This is a genomic window from Collinsella aerofaciens, from assembly GCF_039752985.1.
GTDB classification, from domain to species: domain Bacteria; phylum Actinomycetota; class Coriobacteriia; order Coriobacteriales; family Coriobacteriaceae; genus Collinsella; species Collinsella aerofaciens_BT.
In genome coordinates, this window is the sequence record NZ_JBDMHA010000041.1 from 2,809 (window position 1) to 20,141 (window position 17,333).

Consider the following 17,333-nt stretch of genomic DNA (forward strand, 5'->3'; position numbering starts at 1 on the left):
ACCATGGCCTGTACCATGTGCTGGGCGGCGTGATCAGCCCCATGGACAAGATCGGCCCCGAGCAGCTGCATATCCGCGAGCTGCTGGCGCGCCTGGGCCACGAGGACATCCACGAGGTCATTATCGCCACCAACCCCAACATTGAGGGCGAGACCACGGCGAGCTACCTTGCTCGCACCATCAAGCCATTGGGCGTTGAGGTATCGCGTCTTGCGAGCGGCCTTCCCGTGGGCGGCGACTTGGAGTATGCCGACGAGCTTACGCTTGGCCGCGCTATCGAGGCCCGCCGCGCGATCTAAGCGGCGTCAGCTCCGCGGCATGTCCCGTCGGCCTGCCGCACGGGGCGCTCATAATTGGGTGCGCGTTCATACATTTGTTGTGCAACAAACCTGCTTTTCATCCGCTTATCGCGTGGATGGGTCCGGTCGCACCTCGTATTTGCCCATTCGTTGCACAACCTTTTGGGTTCGCTGATACACTCAAATGTGGATGTGAAAGAATGCGCCGCTTTTAAGCGGCGTGTTTTTGTTGGAGGAGATCGCATGCGGCCCGGGGGCACTCAGACAAAGCATGGCGCCGCGGTGCGCATGCGACGCCGGCTGGGCCTGGCACCTCGGGCGTGTGTGCTGCTGTCTTGCTCGCTCGTGCTGGTCATAGCCGGTGTTTCGGCTTATGGCATGACGGTGCCGTCCATGGTGCAGGCGCATGCTGCGCGTGAGCTGCATATTGGGCGCAAGGCCAAAAGCGACTTGGGAACGACAGCCGGATATACGTGGGCGAGTGTGGTCTCGCACGTTGTGTTCGGTGGCGACGATGCGGACAGTCCCGAAACATCGGACAACGAGGTTACGCTGGCAAACGGCAAGACCATCGTGCTCACCAACACCAAGATCATCACGAAGCTTTCCAACAACAGTGTGGCATCTGTCATAAATAAGGCCGAGCAGCAGAAGGGGCAGGACGCCCAACAGACAGGCAAGCCCGGCGGTTCGGGTTCGTCTGGCTCCAGCTCCGATTCGTCGGGCGGCGGTTCCGGTTCGGGCTCCGCCTCTGGCGGTGGATCTTCGGGTGATGGCTCGACGGACGGCGGTACCGGCGGGGACGCGGGCTCGGGTGGTCTCTCGGCTGCCGAGGAAGAGAGTATCCACAGCTGGCTCGTGACCAAATACAATATGCTCGATGGCTATGTCGCCCGCGCCAATAGCGTGGTGTCGACCTATAACGCCACGGGCGATACCGGACCGTGCGACACCCTGGCGAATGACATGTTTGTTATCCGTGCCGAGTTCGGTCGACAAAGGTTCTCGACCAAATCTAAGTGGTATCGGCAGTATGCCAATCTGTGGGGCTGCTATACCAACCTGTGCCAATGGGTTGGGCACTACGGCAACGACGACGTCGCGCTCAACAACTTCAACACCAATGTGGCGGCGATCGCCCTATGACGAACGGCCTCGCTTCTACGGTAGCCCAGTCGCTCAACCGTGATCCCATGGTGGGCTTGCGCCTGGCGCGCGTCGACGGGTTTGAGCCGGCCGTCGCCCTGGGCACGGACGAGCTTCCCGCCTACCTGCGCCGTTTTACGATGCTGTTTGCCGATGACGCCACCATGCGCCGCGGCGGTATCGGCCGTGTGACGCGTGCCGTTAACGCGCAGGGCGAGGCCGTGGCGCTCAAGCAGCTCATCTTGCCAACGCGCGACGAATTTGATGACGATGTCGCCCACGAGGCGCTGGTCGCCAAGTTCAAGGCGGCGTTTCGCGAGGAATATGAATGCCATCGTGCCCTTTCGGGCCTTAAGGGCTTTCCCCGCTTATACGGGTGGGGCGAGGTCGACGGCGTGCCCGCGATTGTCATGGAGTGGGTCGAGGGCGAGACGCTCGCCCGCCTGCGCTCGCGCTTTGCCGTAGATGATGCCGGGCGTCTGTCGCCGCTCGTGGCGGCGCGCCTGGGTCGCGACCTGTTCGATCTGCTCTGCCGCATGAGCTTGGTAGGCGAGGGGTTCGTCCATCGTGATATCTCGCCCGCTAATATAATGGTGCGCACGGCGCGCCTGCCGCTCGACCGACAGCTTGCCGAAGGCACCTTCGACCTGTGCTTGATCGACTTTGGCTCGTCGCTGGCGCTCGAGCCCGCCTCTGCGGTGGCCGGCACCGGCGGCAAGGCGTCGTTTACCGAGCGCTATGCCACGTTGCGCCGCGCGACGGTGGCCTACGCCCCGCCCGAGATGCTCACCGACGATATCCCCGACCTGCGCATGCTTCGCATGTCGCCGGCGATCGATGTCTATGCAGCGGCGAGTACGGTCTACGAGCTCATCGCCGGTGTCGCGCCGTACGAAGTGGCGCCGGGTGCGTCGGGTACTTCGGGCTCGCGCAAAAAGACACGAGATATCGCCAGCCCCTATCGCCTCAAGATGGATACGCTGCCCGATTATCCCGTCGGCGCCCACGCGCCCGGCTGCGACTTGACGCAACTGCTGCGACGCGAGCCCGATGTGGCACTTGCCGCGGCCGAACAGGCTCAGCAGCTGGGGCTCGATCCAAATTCCGAGGATCTGCGCGATGCGTTGGCGTTTGTCGACGCTCAGCTGTTCGATGTGTTGATGGCCTGCCTGTCCTGCCATCAGGAAGATCGTCCCGAGCCGGCTGCGGTGGAGGCGGCGCTCTCGGCATTTTGCGACCACTATGCGCAAAATGTCGCCCGCTCGCTTCGCGCCGAGCCGCTCATGCCGTGCCCGATGGAGGCATCGGGGCACACAGCCCGGCGTGCGGCGATGGTTGGTGCGACGGCGGCAAGCGGCGTGCTTTGGACTGTGGTCGTGGTATCGGCGGCGCTGTTGGCGTCGGGCGCCCATGTGACGATTGCCGCGGGGCCTCTTATGTGGTCCGGAAAGTTGCCAGGCATCGTCGCTGTGCTGGCGTTGGCGCTGCCGGGCATGGTGGGCATCGCTGCCGGGGCCTTGGCGCGCGACCGCCGTGCGGGATTCCTGCAGGGCGTGTTGGCCCTTTCCGCCTGCGAGGTGCCGGCTCTGGCCGCACTCGCATGCGCTGTGTTTTCCCAGCATGCCGTGGCGGGTGGCCTGGTGGCCGCCATAATTGCAACCTATGCGCTCACGTGGTTTTTGCTGGCGATGGGGTTTGCCTTTGAGTTTCCCGTCGTGTCAGCACGACGTGCGAAAATTCCCATGGCGACGCCGCTTGCCGGCGGAGCCGCGGCTGCCCGCGCCTTTGGCGGGCCGGCCGAAGTATCCGACACCATCTCTGCGACCAAGGAGGGCTAAGCCATGGCTTCTCAAGCTGAGCTCACCCCGTGCGGGGCAATGTTTGACATCTTTAAGCGCGCAGCGCACCTGAGCCATATCGAACTGTGCGGCTTGGTGCTCTCGAGTCGCCCGCTCGCCGACGGCCGTAGTCCGCAGAGCCGTGCCGCCGATCGCTCCTGGGTTTCGCGCTTTATCGTGCGCGCGCCGGTCGGCACGCTGCAGGAACGTTATTTTGCCGATTACGGCACCTCGGCCGCGCGCATTATGTCGCAGCTGGCCCTGCGCCGTCGCAACCCCATGGACGCCGCGGCCGTGACCAATATGGTGTGCGGCCCCGCTGGCGAGCCCATGGTGCGGGCACTCGAGGAATGCCACCAGGACACGAATCTCTATCGCAATGCGCTCGAGCGCCTGTCGCAGGCGGCTGAACTCATGCCCGCCGAGCGCGCCGAGGCCATCCTGGTGCTGTTTGTCGCCGTGGGTTGCTCGGCAGATGTCCGCTCGTCGGTGACCTATGCCATCGACTACGCTCATGCGACCTGTGGCGGCGCCACGTCGACGCCACGCTCGCTGAGCACATCTTCGGTCGCGGGCGAGCACGAGGTCGCGCCGGCGCATCCGCTGGGACTGCTGCGCGTGCAAAACGGCTACGTGGTGAGCGCCCCGCGCTGGATTCAGCCGAGTGAGGAGGGCGTCGAGATCGGCGCGCTGGCAACGGGGGAGGGCGACATCACCGATGTCGGTGACGACGTCTCGGCCTGCCATGCCCATATCTGGTGCGACGATTCTGGCACATGGTTTGTCGAGGACCTGTCGTCCACGAACGGCACCGTGGTGGTAAACGGGGCCACGAGCGTGTGTATTCAAGTAGAGCCCGGCCGCTCCGCCCGGCTCAGCCCCGGTGACGAGCTCAAACTCGGCGAATCCACCACCTACGCCATCCTCCTCGGCGCCCTCTAGCTCATCCCCCCAATGAGTTGCGGTGAAATAGGGACTGATTAAGGCCGTTAACGGCAAAAACAGTCCCTATTTCACCGCAACTGCTGTGGGGTTCCAGGGGACTGTGTCCGTCGGTGCCGGGCGCACAATAGTCACCCGAGGTAAACCTTTACCGCCCACCTATATTTGCCGAAATATGGCCTGACGGCGGGGTACAATAAACCCGCATGCGGATTTCCGTTGCGGGCGCTTCCCATCGCCGGGGCGTGCCCGGGAGCATCCGGCATGCGGTCTTTGCGGCGCTCGGTCATGTGCAAGACGGGTAGCTGGGCCTGTGGAGCGCGTGCAGCTCTCCTCGCCTCGGCATGCCTTCTCTCCACGCCATGTACCTGCCGCTGAGTCCGCCTGTCAGATGATCGGAAGCAACAACGAAAATCCCATCACGCCAACATCCCGGCGAGCGCCGGGGCCTGTATACCTATATGAGAGGAGAGGGGTATATGGCGCGTAAGTTTAAGTCTATGGACGGCAACGAGGCGGCCGCATATGTTTCGTATGCGTACACCGAGGTAGCGGGAATTTATCCCATTACGCCGTCCAGCCCGATGGCCGACCATGTCGACCAGTGGGCGGCCCAGGGTCGCAAGAACATCTTCGGCACCCCGGTCAAGGTCGTCGAGATGGAGTCCGAGGCAGGTGCAGCCGGTACCGTTCACGGTTCGCTGGGCGCCGGTGCTCTGACCACCACCTACACGGCTTCTCAGGGTCTGCTCCTGATGATCCCGAACATGTACAAGATCGCAGGAGAGCAGCTCCCGGGCGTTTTCCACGTCTCCGCGCGTTGCGTCGCTTCGCACGCCCTGAACATCTTCGGTGATCACTCCGACGTCATGGCCTGCCGTCAGACCGGCTTCGCCATGCTCGCCGAGGGCAACGTCCAGGAGGTCATGGATCTCTCGCCGGTGGCTCACCTTGCCGCCATCGAGGGCAAGACCCCGTTCCTTAACTTCTTCGACGGCTTCCGCACTAGCCACGAGATCCAGAAGGTCGCCATGTGGGACTACAAGGATCTTGCCGAGATGTGCGACATGGACGCCGTCCAGGCTTTCCGCGACCACGCGCTCAACCCTGAGCACCCGCACACCCGCGGCAGCCACGAGAACGGTGACATCTTCTTCCAGAACCGCGAGGCCTGCAACAAGGTCTACGACGAGCTTCCCGCCGTCGTCGAGGGCTACATGAAGAAGATCAACGAGAAGCTCGGCACCGATTACGGCCTATTCAACTACTACGGCGCTCCCGATGCCGATCGTGTCGTCGTGTGCATGGGCTCCTTCTGCGACGTGCTCGAGGAAGTCATCGACTACCTCAACGCTCACGGCGAGAAGGTCGGCCTGGTCAAGGTCCGCCTGTTCCGTCCGTTCTCCATCAAGCACTTTGTCGACGTTCTCCCCGAGACCGTCAAGAAGATTGCAGTTATGGACCGCACCAAGGAGCCGGGTTCCATCGGCGAGCCGCTCTACCAGGACGTCGTCTCCGCTCTCTACGAGGCCGGCAAGACGGGCATCAAGGTCGTCGGCGGCCGTTACGGCCTGGGCAGCAAGGACACGCCTCCCGCGTCCGCGTTCGCTGTCTTCGAGGAGCTCAAGAAGGACGAGCCCAAGCGCGAGTTCACCATCGGCATCGTCGATGACGTGACCAACCTGAGCCTGCCCGAGGCCGAGGATGCGCCCAACACCGCAGCCCCCGGCACCATCGAGTGCAAGTTCTGGGGTCTGGGTGGCGACGGTACCGTCGGCGCCAACAAGAACTCGATTAAGATCATCGGCGACCACACCGACAAGTACGTTCAGGCCTACTTCCAGTACGACTCCAAGAAGACCGGCGGCGTCACCGTCTCGCACCTGCGCTTTGGTGATTCCCCGATCCGTTCGCCGTACTACGTGACCAAGGCCGACTTTGTCGCTTGCCACAACCCCAGCTACATCGTTAAGGGCTTCAAGATGGTCCGCGACGTCAAGCCGGGCGGCACCTTCCTGGTCAACTGCCAGTGGAGCGACGAGGAGTTCGCCGAGCACATGCCCGCCGTGGCCAAGCGCTACATCGCGAACAACAACGTCAACGTCTACCTGATCGACGCTATCGACCTGGCCGCCAAGGTCGGCATGGGCAAGCGCACCAACACGGTGCTCCAGTCCGCCTTCTTCGCGCTGGCCAAGGTCCTGCCCGCCGAGGACGCCCTGCAGTACATGAAGGACGCGGCAACCAAGTCCTACATGAAGAAGGGCCAGGCCATCGTCGACGCCAACCACAAGGCCATCGATGCCGGCGCTACCGCCTTCCGTAAGTTCGAGGTTCCGGCCGACTGGGCTACCGCCGAGGATGCCGCTCCCGTCGAGCTCTCCGAGGAGACCAAGTCCGCCATCGCCCAGCAGGTCAAGAACCTGCTCGAGCCCATCGATCGCATGGATGGCGACAGCCTGCCTGTTTCCGCCTTCGTCGATTGTGCCGACGGCCAGTTTGAGCTGGGCGCCTCTGCATACGAGAAGCGCGGCGTCGCCGTGGTCGTTCCTCACTGGGACGAGACCAAGTGCATCCAGTGCAACCAGTGCGCCTATGTGTGCCCGCATGCCACCATCCGTCCGTTCGCGATGACCGAGGACGAGGCTGCCGCCGCGCCCGAGGCTACCCGCACGCTCGACGCCATGGGCCCCAAGGCCAAGGGCATGAAGTTCACCATGGCCGTGTCCCCGCTCGACTGCATGGGCTGCACCAACTGCGTCAAGGTCTGCCCCAAGGGCGCCCTCGAGATGGTTCCCACCGAGCAGGAGATGGATCAGCAGCCCGTTTGGGACTATATGGTCGAGAACGTCTCCGAGAAGAAGGAGCTCATCGCGGCCAACGTCAAGGGCAGCCAGTTTAAGCAGCCCTACCTGGAGTTCTCTGGCTCCTGCGCCGGCTGCGCCGAGACCGCCTATGCACGTCTGGTGACCCAGGTCGCCGGCGACCGCATGTTCATCTCCAACGCCACCGGCTGCTCCTCCATTTGGGGCAACCCCGCTGCCACCGCTCCTTACTGCAAGGACAAGGACGGTCACGGCCCGGCGTGGAACAACTCCCTGTTCGAGGACAATGCCGAGCACGGTCTGGGCATGGCCGTCGGTTACGAGGCCGTCCAGAAGAAGCTGATCGCCGCTACCCAGGACATCATCGCTGCCGATGGTCCGTCCGATGAGCTCAAGGCTGCCGGCCAGGCTTGGATCGACTCTGTCAACGACGCTGAGGCCTCCAAGACCGCTGCCGCTGCCTACGTTGCCGAGCTCGAGAAGTGCGGCTGCGACGCTTCCAAGGCGATTCTCGCCGACAAGGCTTACCTCACCAAGAAGTCCTTCTGGATCTTCGGCGGCGACGGCTGGGCCTACGACATCGGCTTCGGTGGCCTGGACCACGTCCTGGCTTCCGGCCACAACGTCAACGTCTTCGTCTTCGACACCGAGGTTTACTCCAACACCGGTGGTCAGGCCTCTAAGGCCTCGAACCTGGGCCAGGTCGCTCAGTTCGCCGCTGCCGGTAAGGTGACCAAGAAGAAGTCTCTGGCCGAGATTGCCATGAGCTATGGCTACGTCTACGTGGCGCAGGTCGCCATGGGCGCCAACCCGGCTCAGACCCTCAAGGCCATTCACGAGGCCGAGGCCTACGACGGCCCGTCCCTCATCATCGGCTACAGCCCCTGCGAGATGCACTCCATCAAGAAGGGCGGCATGCAGAACTGCCAGGCCGAGATGAAGAAGGCTGTCGAGTGCGGTTACTGGAACCTCTTCCGCTTCAACCCCGAGGCTGCTGCCGGCAAGAAGTTCTCGCTCGATTCCAAGGAGCCCGCGGGCGGTTATCAGGAGTTCCTGATGAACGAGGCCCGTTACGCTTCGCTGACGCGTTCCTTCCCCGAGCGCGCCGAGGAGCTCTTCAAGGAGAACGAGCAGGCCGCTATGGACCGCTATGCTCACCTGCTGAAGCTCAAGACGGTGTACAACGAGGCCTAGGTCTCCCACCGCAGGATCTGAGGGCTGACCTTCGCGGACGTCCTCGGACATGAAAGAACCCCCGCTGCGCACTACGTGCGGCGGGGGTTCTTTCGTCCTGCGGAGTGTCCGCGAAGGTCAGCCCTCAGATCCTGCTACGACTACGTCCTCGGATTGTGTGGGCTGATGAAGGACGTGGCTGTGGGGGCCTTTTGTCCCGGTCGCTGTTTCGCGGCTTTGCCGCGAAAGCTCGCGCCACTTTGGGGATGGATGGAGGGCGTGGCTGGATTGCGGATTCAAATGGCTAGAGAGATATGGGCGCGAACGAGAAATCGTTATTGGGGTCATCCTTTTCCATAAACTCATCGAGACAAAACGTCATGTAGATTGGAACGTACAGAACCTTGCCCTCTTTGCTGAGATTCTCGTGGCTCAGTACAACGGCCTCGGGAATTTTGTACTCGCCCACACTCATCAGACGATCGAGGGCCGCATGCGCTCGAACTTTCTTGCCCGATTTGACCTCGATTGGGACAACATGACCGTGGACGCCTTCGATCACAAAGTCAACTTCACCGACCTCACGCGTTTGGTAGTACCATGCATCCGCCCCGAGGGCAACGAGTTCCTGCGCGACCACGTTCTCATAGAGACCACCAAGGTTGGGAGTTTTCATATCAAGATAGACAGCGCGTGCAGTGCTGCCAGGGTATCGCGATGCGAGCATGCCTGTATCAGACTCGTATAGTTTGAAGGCTGTCGTTTTCTCCGTCCTCTTGAGAGGACTCCGTGGCTCCGTCACCCTGGCGACCATCAATCCAACACCTGCGTTAACAAGCCACAGGAAATCCTGCTCATATTTTTTAAGGCGAGCTCCCTCACCCAGAGACGAAACAACAAAGCGATGAGACTCCGCCTCAAGCTGAACGGGAATTTGCTCAAAAATCGACCGAACGTTAAACGCTCGAGTCGATGCATATTTTGAGATATCGCTTTTGTACTGATCGACCAGCTGAGTTTGAAGCTCACGTGTGCTCACGAGCGAATAACCCGAATCAATATAATTCTGAACGACCTCCGGCATGCCGCCGCAAACGATATAAGCTCTATAGTTCTTGAGCATCGCCTCATGAATATAGTTTTCGACAGGATGTTTCTCGACAAGGCAGCTGCGAATGCCTGCAAGCACATTCTCGCTGACGCTGTTTGCCCAACAAAACTCTTCAAAATCCATCGGGCGCATAACAATGTGCTCTACATACCCCACCGGAAAAGAAGAGATCCCCTTAAACTCAGTCCCAAGCATAGACCCCGAGAAGACATAGCTAAAGCGCCCATCCTCGACCAACGCCTTCATGAGTGTAACGATCTGCGGATACTCCTGAATCTCATCGACAAAGACAAGCGTATCGCCCTCAACAAGCGGCGCATCCGCAAGAAGGGCTACGCGGTTGATAAAGTCAACGGAGTTCTTTGCGCCAACAAGTGCATTCCTTGCTTCGACATCGAGTAGTAAATTGACCTCAAAATACGACGCGTAGTTGCTTTTTCCAAACGCGCGAATCGCATAGCTCTTGCCAATCTGACGCGCACCAGTAACGAGTAATGCCTTATTGGAGTTATTCTTCCAGCTCAAAAGCCTATCAGTGACCTTACGGCGTAGCATTAAACCCCCAAATGACAAAAATTAACAGATAGAATCGCCTAAAATCATACAAAAATTGGCAGATAATATTGTCGTAAATATACAAAAATTGGGAGATAGCAAAGGTTCGAATAGGCCTCAAAGCCACTGAAACAGTGCTCTACTTTGCGAAGGGGCTGGGGACGCTGTTGGGTGCGTCTCCAGCCCTCTGATTCTTACTTTGGATCCCGATGGTGGGGTGTTGTCGGTGCTGCTTGCTTGGTTACCTTGTCTCGCCGGACTCCGTGCGTAGGCGGTAGCCGTGGACGAGGTCGCTGATGGCCGGCCAGGGAATCTGGTGATCAACCCAAAATTGGAGCTGGACCAGATAGCGCTCGGTGGCGCGGGTGAGGGCTGCAAACTGTTCGTGAGTCTCTACCTGGGCGTAGAGGTCGCGGCTGTGGGCGAGGATTGCCGTGGTGTCATCCATTTTGCCGGTGACGTCGAAGGCGCCCGAGAACCAGTCGCACAGGCGTGCGGCACTGTTTTTGATCGTTGCGAGGTCGGCGGTGCCGTCGTTGGCGTTTTCGTTGGCCTGGGCTCGCAGGAGGGAGAGGGCGACGGCGGCGTTCATGCAGTAACCGACGGTGAAGTTCCAGACGGCGAATTCGCGGCCGGTGTCGAGTTTGCGGCGGCGCATGTAGTCGATGTCACGCGGTTCCTCGAGCATCATTTGATCGGCGAGGGCCTCAAGTGCAGTGGTGTACTCGGCAAGGTCGAGCGTGAGCAGATTGTTGATATCCATCATCTTTAGGCCTCCGTTTCGATCTCGACGATTTCGTTTTTAATGTACATGCCCTGGTTGTCCCAGACATTGCGGCAGGCGGCGGCAAAACGCTCGCGGTCGGCTTCGCAGATGCGGGCGAACATGTTGCAGGTGCCAAAGGGCTCGCACACGTCAAAGAAGATGCAGATTGACGACCATCCGCCATACCAGCTCACGGCGCCCGCTGGCTCGTGAAAGACGGGGTTCTCGATGTGCTCGTAATTGGCGATGGGGCCCGAGACAGGATAGGTTACCTCGGCATCGCAGATCTTGGCCGAAAAGATACGTGACTCGACTGGACAGGATGATTCGAACAGCTTGCATGCCTCGGGAGCCTTGTCCCAGAGCATGTCGGCGAGAAACGTCTCGCCATTCAGCGTGATCTTGAGCATTTTTGTCATAGTAAGGACCTCCTCAATCCGTCGCTCAAGGGGTTCGCTGGCGGATAAGGAGAAGACAGCAGCGGGGTCGCCGAACCCAAACTTCACGACAAATCTCTGTCGCCCCAGCCCGCGCTGTTCTTCGCTAAAGTACCATGCAGCAATTGCGCGCGCAATATCAGTTTTTGATTTTCTGGAAGCGGCAACCGACGAGACGGCTCGCCGGCTGCCGGCCGACGCGCGGTATGGGCGCTCGTCTATTCCTTAAGTTGGATGAAAAACGCCATGTTATTGCAGGGCTGCATACTCGTCCAATAAGTGCATAGAATCTCGTATAGTGCGAGTAAGATTTTGCGCTGTCTGTTTTATGTTTAGCAAAGATATAGTTTGCATAATCTGGTCTAATCCCTGCTCTATTAAAATAAAGTTGCACGTAAATGACGTAGATATGCTTGAGCTGGGTTTCTTTACGCTGAGCGGGTAAAAGCGACCGTTCACCGTTCAACTATTTTCAAAATGAATAAAATGAGCGATAAAGAGAATATAAACCTTAATAAACTCGCGTATCGCACGGGCGCGGGTTATTAATGGGTTGTAGGCCTTTTACAGAAAGGATTCCAGCAATGTCTAAGCCTCTTGGCAAGCCCGATCGTATCGTCGTCGCCCTTGGCGGCAACGCCCTCGGCAACAACCCCGTTGAGCAGATCGAGGCCGTGAGCAACACCGCTCACGCTCTCCTCGGCCTGATCGAGCAGGGCAACGAGATCATCATCACCCACGGCAACGGCCCGCAGGTTGGCATGATCCAGAACGCCTTCGCCGCTGCCCACGACGCCATCGGCACCCCCGAGATGCCGCTGCCCGAGTGCGGCGCCATGTCCCAGGGCTACATCGGCTATCACCTGCAGCAGGGCATTGGCCGCGAGATGCACAAGCGCTATAAGCGTTGGCACGCCGCAACCGTCGTCACCCAGATCGAGTGCGACCCGGACGATCCCGCGTTCAAGAACCCGACCAAGCCGATCGGCCCCTTCTACACCGAGGAGCAGGCCAAGGAGTTCATGGCCGAGGATCCTTCCAAGGTCTTCGTCGAGGATTCCGGCCGCGGCTGGCGTCGCGTCGTCGCTTCCCCCGATCCCAAGAAGATCGTCGAGGCTGACTCCATCCTCAACCTGCTCGACAACGAGTTCATCGTCATCGCCTGCGGTGGCGGCGGCATCCCCGTCGTCCGCGACTACGAGAACAAGGGCTGCTACAAGGGCGTTCCCGCCGTCATCGACAAGGACCTGGGCGGCGAGCTGCTGGCCGAGGACTGCGACGCCGACGTTCTGTTCCTGCTGACCGCCGTTGAGCATGTCGCCATCAACTTTGGCAAGCCCAACCAGGAGGAGCTCGAGGACATCACCGCCGACGAGGCCGAGCGCCTGGCCGACGAGGGCCAGTTCGGCAAGGGTTCCATGGAGCCCAAGGTCCGCGCCGCCATCAAGTTCGCCCGTTCCCGCAAGGGCCGCACCTGCATCATCGGTGCCCTGGACAAGGCCGCCGAGACCATGGCCGGCCTCTCCGGTACCCGCATCCACGAGTAGCCTCTACTCCATTGCCTCTCTCGTGGGCGCCAGGCAAGACGCCCACAAACTAGCCTCTCTTCATGAGCCCCGCGGCCCGCTCCGACCGCGGGGCTTTTGCTATTCACCTGGTCCCCGATGGGTGGGTAGTCATTGGGGACGTTCTTAAACGACTAGTCAAACAAGAACGTCCTCAATGACTACTAATTTAAATCTGTCCCCAATGACTGCGGAAAGCGCATCTCACACCGACGCATTGCTTTCGGGCCCTCTCTCCGTGCCCCCTATAAGTTCAGCTGGACTCCCCGCAACCTGTTCCGCGTTGGCGGAACGAGAGCGACGTGGAGTGTCATTCTTTACCGCGTTAGACTAGACGCAGGGAAAGGAGGAGGACATGGATGCTCGCGTCAAGCAGCTTGTAAATATGATCGAGGACGCTCAGCCTGTCGCTGTCGCGGTGCTTGCCAAGCGTCTCGAGGTAAGCGAGCGCGCCGTGAGAAACTATATCCATCGCGCAAACGACAATCTTGCGGGGGTTGCACGCATCGTTGGCAGCAAAGGGCAATATCGTATCGATGTTACACATGCAGATGAGCTTGCTCGCTTGCTAGACGGTGCGGCTCTGGCCCATCCGGGCATTCCTGATACGCGCGACGGCCGTGTGTCCTTCCTTCTTAACGACCTCCTCATGCGGTCCCAGTGGGTGACGATTGAGGAGTATGCGGATTTACTCTACGTTTCGGCGCGAACTCTGTCCAATGACATGCGTCTGGTAGAGCAGAAACTCGCCCAATTTGACTTAACGCTCGAAAAGCGCCCACGCTACGGAATCCGCGTTGCGGGCGGGGAGTCGCAACGGCGCCTGTGCCTGGCCTCGCTGGTGAGGCCCGTGTTGCCCGACACCGACGATGCAAAGCTCGCCGAGCGCCTGCGGGCCATCGCCGCATGTGTGGACGATGCCCTGACGGCCTCGCCCGTCACGGTGAGCTCGCTGGCATCCCGCAATCTCATCATGCATCTTTACATTGCTCTTGGCCGCATCGAGCAGGGCTGCTATGTCCCAGCTGCAGAATCGGACGTTCAAAAACTGGAGGGAACGCGCGAATACGCCGCGGCTTTCCAGATTGCCGCAAACATCAAGGATGCCCTGGGCGTGAGCATGCCCCGAGAAGAGGTTGCCTTTATCGCAATCCATTTGCTCGGCAGGGGCACGGGCGTGCCCGAGAAGGGCTCTGCCGTTATCTCGGACGAGATGTGGGAGATTGCTTCCGAGATGGTACGTGCGGTCAACGATGAGTTTAGGTTTGACTTTAGCGGCGATCTTGAACTTCGCATGAACCTTGCTCGGCATATCGGCCCTCTGGGCTATCGCCTTGAATATCACATGCATATGGATAACCCCATGCTGCCCGATATCAAGACGAGGTTTCCGTTGGCCTATTCGATGGCAGCTGGCACCTCGCAGGTACTCGAGCGCCATTTTGGCAGCCAGCCCTCTGATGAAGAGCTCGGCTACATCGCCATGGCATTTGCCCTGGCCCTCGAGCAGCAAGCCGACCAGCCGCGTCGCAAGCGCATCCTGATCGTGTGCGCCTCGGGAGCGGGAAGCGCCCGTATGCTCGAGCACCAGTACCGCAAGCAGTTTGGCATGTATATCGATTCGATTGAGACATGCGATGTCGCCCGCGTGGGAACGTTCGATTTTTCGCACATCGACTACGTGTTCACAACGGTGCCGCTCAACGTCAAGTTGCCCGTGCCCGTCCGCGAGGCCGATTTCTTCTTGGAGACGAGCGATGTCAACGCTATCCGCAAGGTGCTGAGCGACGACACTGCGCAATCGGACTCCGTAAGCTCTTTCTTTAGCCGTGCCCTGTTCTTCAACCGCGTTGAGGCGTCGTCGAAGCAGGCCGTTCTCCGATATCTCTCCGAGCGCGCCGTCGAGAGCGGCCGTGTCGATGCCCAGTTTGCCCAAGAGGTCGCCGAGCGCGAGAGCGCGAGTGCCACCTCGTTTGGCAATGGGGTAGCCATGCCCCATGGGATGCATCCCTTGAGCGCCGAGGCCTTTGTTACCGTGGGCCTGCTCGAACACCCCATTCTTTGGGACGAATACGGCCATGAGGTCGATATCGTCTTTATGGTGTCGTTTGCCCGGTCGGGCGGCGATGAGGCGCGGATCTTGAGCTCACTGCTCGCCGAGATCTTTATGGACCGCCAGGGGGTCGAGCGCCTACGCGAGCGCCGGTCCTGGCATGAGCTGATGGCGCTTGTGCAAGCGCATACGGCTTAAGACTTCTTTTGTCGATAACCCTGTCTGTCTACCTGCAATAAACCTCGAGGATTGCGGGCGGGAGATAGGCGTTTCGAATATTCAAGTACAAACCAAACATCACGGGAGAGGAGACCGTTATGGACGATCAGGGAACCGAGATGGTTTCGTTTCAGCTGGTCGCTGCAGCGGGAGAGGCACGCAGCCTTGCCTTCGAAGCCCTTGAAAAGGCAAAAGCGGGGGATTTTGACGCCGCCGCCAAACTCATGAAGCAGTCAAAGGATGCGGGAATCAAGGCTCACCACATCCAAACGCAGCTGCTTTCGACTGAGGCAGCGGGCGAGCATCTGTCGGTGGATGTGTTGCTGGTCCATGCTCAGGACCACCTCATGTGCTCCATGCTTGCTCAGGAGCTCGTGCAGGAGCTGATCTGCCTGTATGAGTGCACTGCAACCAAGAACGCCTAGCGGCGTGCGGTGACTATCCAACCAATCAATGCGAAGGGAATCCCTTATGAAGATCCTTCTTGTTTGCGCAGCTGGTCTGTCTACAAGCATTCTGATGAAGAAACTCGAGAAATATGCGGAGCAAAACGGCATCGAGCTCGATATCGATGCGGTGGGTATCGGCGAGTATCAGGAGACGTGCGCCAATTATGACGTGCTGCTCTTGGGGCCGCAGGTGTCCTACCAGCTCAACACCGTCAAGCAGGGGAGCGGTAAGCCGACCGCGGTCATCCCCGCACAGGACTACGGCATGGGCAACGCCGCCAACGTGCTGGCACTCGCCCAGTCGCTGTTGGGTTAGGAGGCGACCATGGAGAAGTTCATGACCCTGCTTCAGGAAAAACTGACCCCTATCGCCAATTTCTGCGGCACCGAGCGCCACTTTGCCTCCATGCAAAAGGGCTTTATGAGCGCGATCAGCTTCATCTTGGTATCTGCCGTCTTTATGATCCTCGCCAACCCGCCGGTCACGGCCGACCTGGTGGCGCAGGGCGGGTTCTGGTCCGTCTTTGGCCCTTGGCTCGATTTTGCGACGGCCAATAAGCTCACGCTGCTCATCCCCTTCAATATGACGATGGGCATACTGTCGGTGATCGTGACGTTCGCAATCGCCTATAACCTGGCGGGCACCTACAAGATGCCCAAGCTTAACGCCGGCATGACCTCGCTGGTGATGTTCCTGATCGCCGCGGCGCCGTCGTCCTACTACCAGCTTGCTGACGAGTCCGTGCTCCAGGCGGTCCCCTGCACCTATCTGGGTGCGCAGGGCCTGTTTACCGCCATCATCGTTGCCTTGGTCTCCGTCGAGGTCACGCGCTTCTGCCAGACCAAGGGCATCACCATCAAGATGCCCGATGGCGTGCCGCCGTTTTTGTCCGAAACCTTTGGCGCCATCGTACCTATGCTCGCCAACATCCTCATCTTCTTTGGCGGCAACCTGCTGATCCAGATGATCGATCCCGCGCTGTCCATCCCCTCGGTTATCGAGAAGCTGCTCGCTGCCCCGCTTTCCGTCGCAGTTGACTCTGTGCCCGGCGCACTGCTTATCTGCTTCATGACGCTGCTGTTTTGGTGCTTTGGCGTCCACGGCAACATGATCGTAATGCCCATCACCGCCCCGGTCTCGCTTGCCGCCTTTGCCGCCAACGCCTCGCTCTATGCTGCCGGGCAGCCGCTTGAGTTCCACCCGGTGCTCATGTCGTTGGCCATCAACCTCATCGGCGGCACGGGTAATACGTTCTCTTTTGTGGCGCTCTGCGCGTTTAGGGCAAAGTCGCAGCAGCTCAAGGCATTTGGCAGGGCATCGATCGTGCCGAGCTTCTTCCGTATCTCCGAGCCCGCGATCTTCGGCGCGCCCATCATCTTCAACCCGATCCTCATGATTCCGTTTGTGCTAGGCGGCATGATCTCGGCCCTGCTGTATTGGGGTGCGGTCTCACTGGGTCTTGTCTCTAACTTCTACATCTTGGTGAGCGGCACGTTCCCCATCTTCGTTCAGGGCTTTGTCCAGTGCCTCGACCCGCGCATCTGGGTGTTTACGATCGTTTTGATCGTGGTCATGGCTGTGGTCTGGTACCCGTTCTTTAAGGTGTACGATAACCAGCTCCTGGCTCAGGAGCAGGAGAACGCCGCGGCAGCTTCTGCCGAGGATGCTGAGTAGCATGAGTTACTTTGACAGAACGTCTGCCGCCGGTATGCCCGAGGGCTTTTTGTGGGGTGGTGCCCTCGCCGCCAACCAGGCCGAAGGGGGCTGGAACGAGGGCGGCCGCGGCATGTCGCACTCCGACCTGATCCCACAGGGTTCCGACCGCTGGGATGTAATGTTTGGCAGGCAAAAGCCCGTGGACGATCCGGACAGGCTGTATCCATGCCGCTGGGGCAACGACTTCTTCCATCATTGGCACGAGGATGTCGAGCTCTTTGCCGAGATGGGCTTTAAG

Annotated in this window: 14 protein-coding genes; 11 read left to right on the top strand and 3 right to left on the bottom strand. The window is 60.0% G+C overall.

Annotated elements, in window-relative coordinates; genetic code table 11:
- The 5 genes from ABHR76_RS06620 to nifJ all read left to right on the top strand — a co-directional run.
- On the top strand, positions 1 to 299 hold a 299-nt coding region (locus ABHR76_RS06620; protein ID WP_346977125.1), incomplete at its 5' end, for a toprim domain-containing protein.
- 243 nt (positions 300 to 542) lie between these two features.
- Positions 543 to 1,445, top strand: a complete 903-nt coding sequence (locus tag ABHR76_RS06625) for a hypothetical protein (protein WP_346964984.1) — start codon at positions 543 to 545, stop codon at positions 1,443 to 1,445.
- Positions 1,442 to 3,283, top strand: coding sequence for a serine/threonine protein kinase (locus ABHR76_RS06630; RefSeq protein ID WP_346977126.1), 1,842 nt, complete (start codon positions 1,442 to 1,444; stop codon positions 3,281 to 3,283). Before ABHR76_RS06625 ends, ABHR76_RS06630 begins: the two co-directional genes overlap by 4 nt.
- Positions 3,284 to 3,286: 3 nt before the next feature.
- Positions 3,287 to 4,225, top strand: coding sequence for an FHA domain-containing protein (locus tag ABHR76_RS06635; RefSeq protein ID WP_346977127.1), 939 nt, complete (start codon positions 3,287 to 3,289; stop codon positions 4,223 to 4,225).
- Positions 4,226 to 4,704: 479 nt separating this feature from the next.
- On the top strand, positions 4,705 to 8,244 hold the full coding sequence (gene nifJ, locus ABHR76_RS06640) for a pyruvate:ferredoxin (flavodoxin) oxidoreductase (RefSeq protein WP_346977128.1): 3,540 nt from the start codon (positions 4,705 to 4,707) through the stop codon (positions 8,242 to 8,244).
- 283 nt (positions 8,245 to 8,527) lie between these two features.
- Here nifJ and ABHR76_RS06645 read toward each other — a convergent pair whose 3' ends face one another.
- The 3 genes from ABHR76_RS06645 to ABHR76_RS06655 form a co-directional block, all read right to left on the bottom strand.
- Positions 8,528 to 9,859 carry an ATP-binding protein gene (locus ABHR76_RS06645; RefSeq protein ID WP_222846629.1) on the bottom strand — a complete coding sequence of 444 codons (1,332 nt, stop codon included), beginning with the start codon at positions 9,857 to 9,859 and terminating at the stop codon, positions 8,528 to 8,530.
- 271 nt (positions 9,860 to 10,130) lie between these two features.
- Entirely contained in the window at positions 10,131 to 10,655 is a 525-nt protein-coding gene (locus ABHR76_RS06650; protein WP_346977129.1) for a hypothetical protein, read from the bottom strand.
- 2 nt (positions 10,656 to 10,657) lie between these two features.
- Positions 10,658 to 11,074: a DUF3830 family protein gene (locus ABHR76_RS06655; RefSeq protein ID WP_154518619.1), complete on the bottom strand. Its 417-nt coding sequence runs from the start codon at positions 11,072 to 11,074 to the stop codon at positions 10,658 to 10,660.
- 602 nt (positions 11,075 to 11,676) lie between these two features.
- Here ABHR76_RS06655 and arcC point away from each other — a divergent pair.
- The 6 genes from arcC to ABHR76_RS06685 all read left to right on the top strand — a co-directional run.
- Positions 11,677 to 12,639 (top strand): carbamate kinase, encoded by a 963-nt coding sequence (arcC, locus tag ABHR76_RS06660; protein WP_055310076.1) that lies wholly within the window; start codon positions 11,677 to 11,679, stop codon positions 12,637 to 12,639.
- 373 nt (positions 12,640 to 13,012) lie between these two features.
- Entirely contained in the window at positions 13,013 to 14,908 is a 1,896-nt protein-coding gene (locus ABHR76_RS06665) for a BglG family transcription antiterminator (protein WP_346977130.1), read from the top strand.
- Between the two features lie 119 nt (positions 14,909 to 15,027).
- Positions 15,028 to 15,354: a PTS lactose/cellobiose transporter subunit IIA gene (locus ABHR76_RS06670; RefSeq protein ID WP_117648559.1), complete on the top strand. Its 327-nt coding sequence runs from the start codon at positions 15,028 to 15,030 to the stop codon at positions 15,352 to 15,354.
- 46 nt (positions 15,355 to 15,400) lie between these two features.
- On the top strand, positions 15,401 to 15,694 hold the full coding sequence (locus ABHR76_RS06675; protein WP_117648560.1) for a PTS sugar transporter subunit IIB: 294 nt from the start codon (positions 15,401 to 15,403) through the stop codon (positions 15,692 to 15,694).
- 9 nt (positions 15,695 to 15,703) lie between these two features.
- Positions 15,704 to 17,053: a PTS sugar transporter subunit IIC gene (locus tag ABHR76_RS06680; protein WP_117776361.1), complete on the top strand. Its 1,350-nt coding sequence runs from the start codon at positions 15,704 to 15,706 to the stop codon at positions 17,051 to 17,053.
- Between the two features lies 1 nt (position 17,054).
- Positions 17,055 to 17,333, top strand: a 279-nt coding sequence (locus tag ABHR76_RS06685) for a family 1 glycosylhydrolase (protein ID WP_346977131.1), incomplete at its 3' end; no start/stop codon positions are given.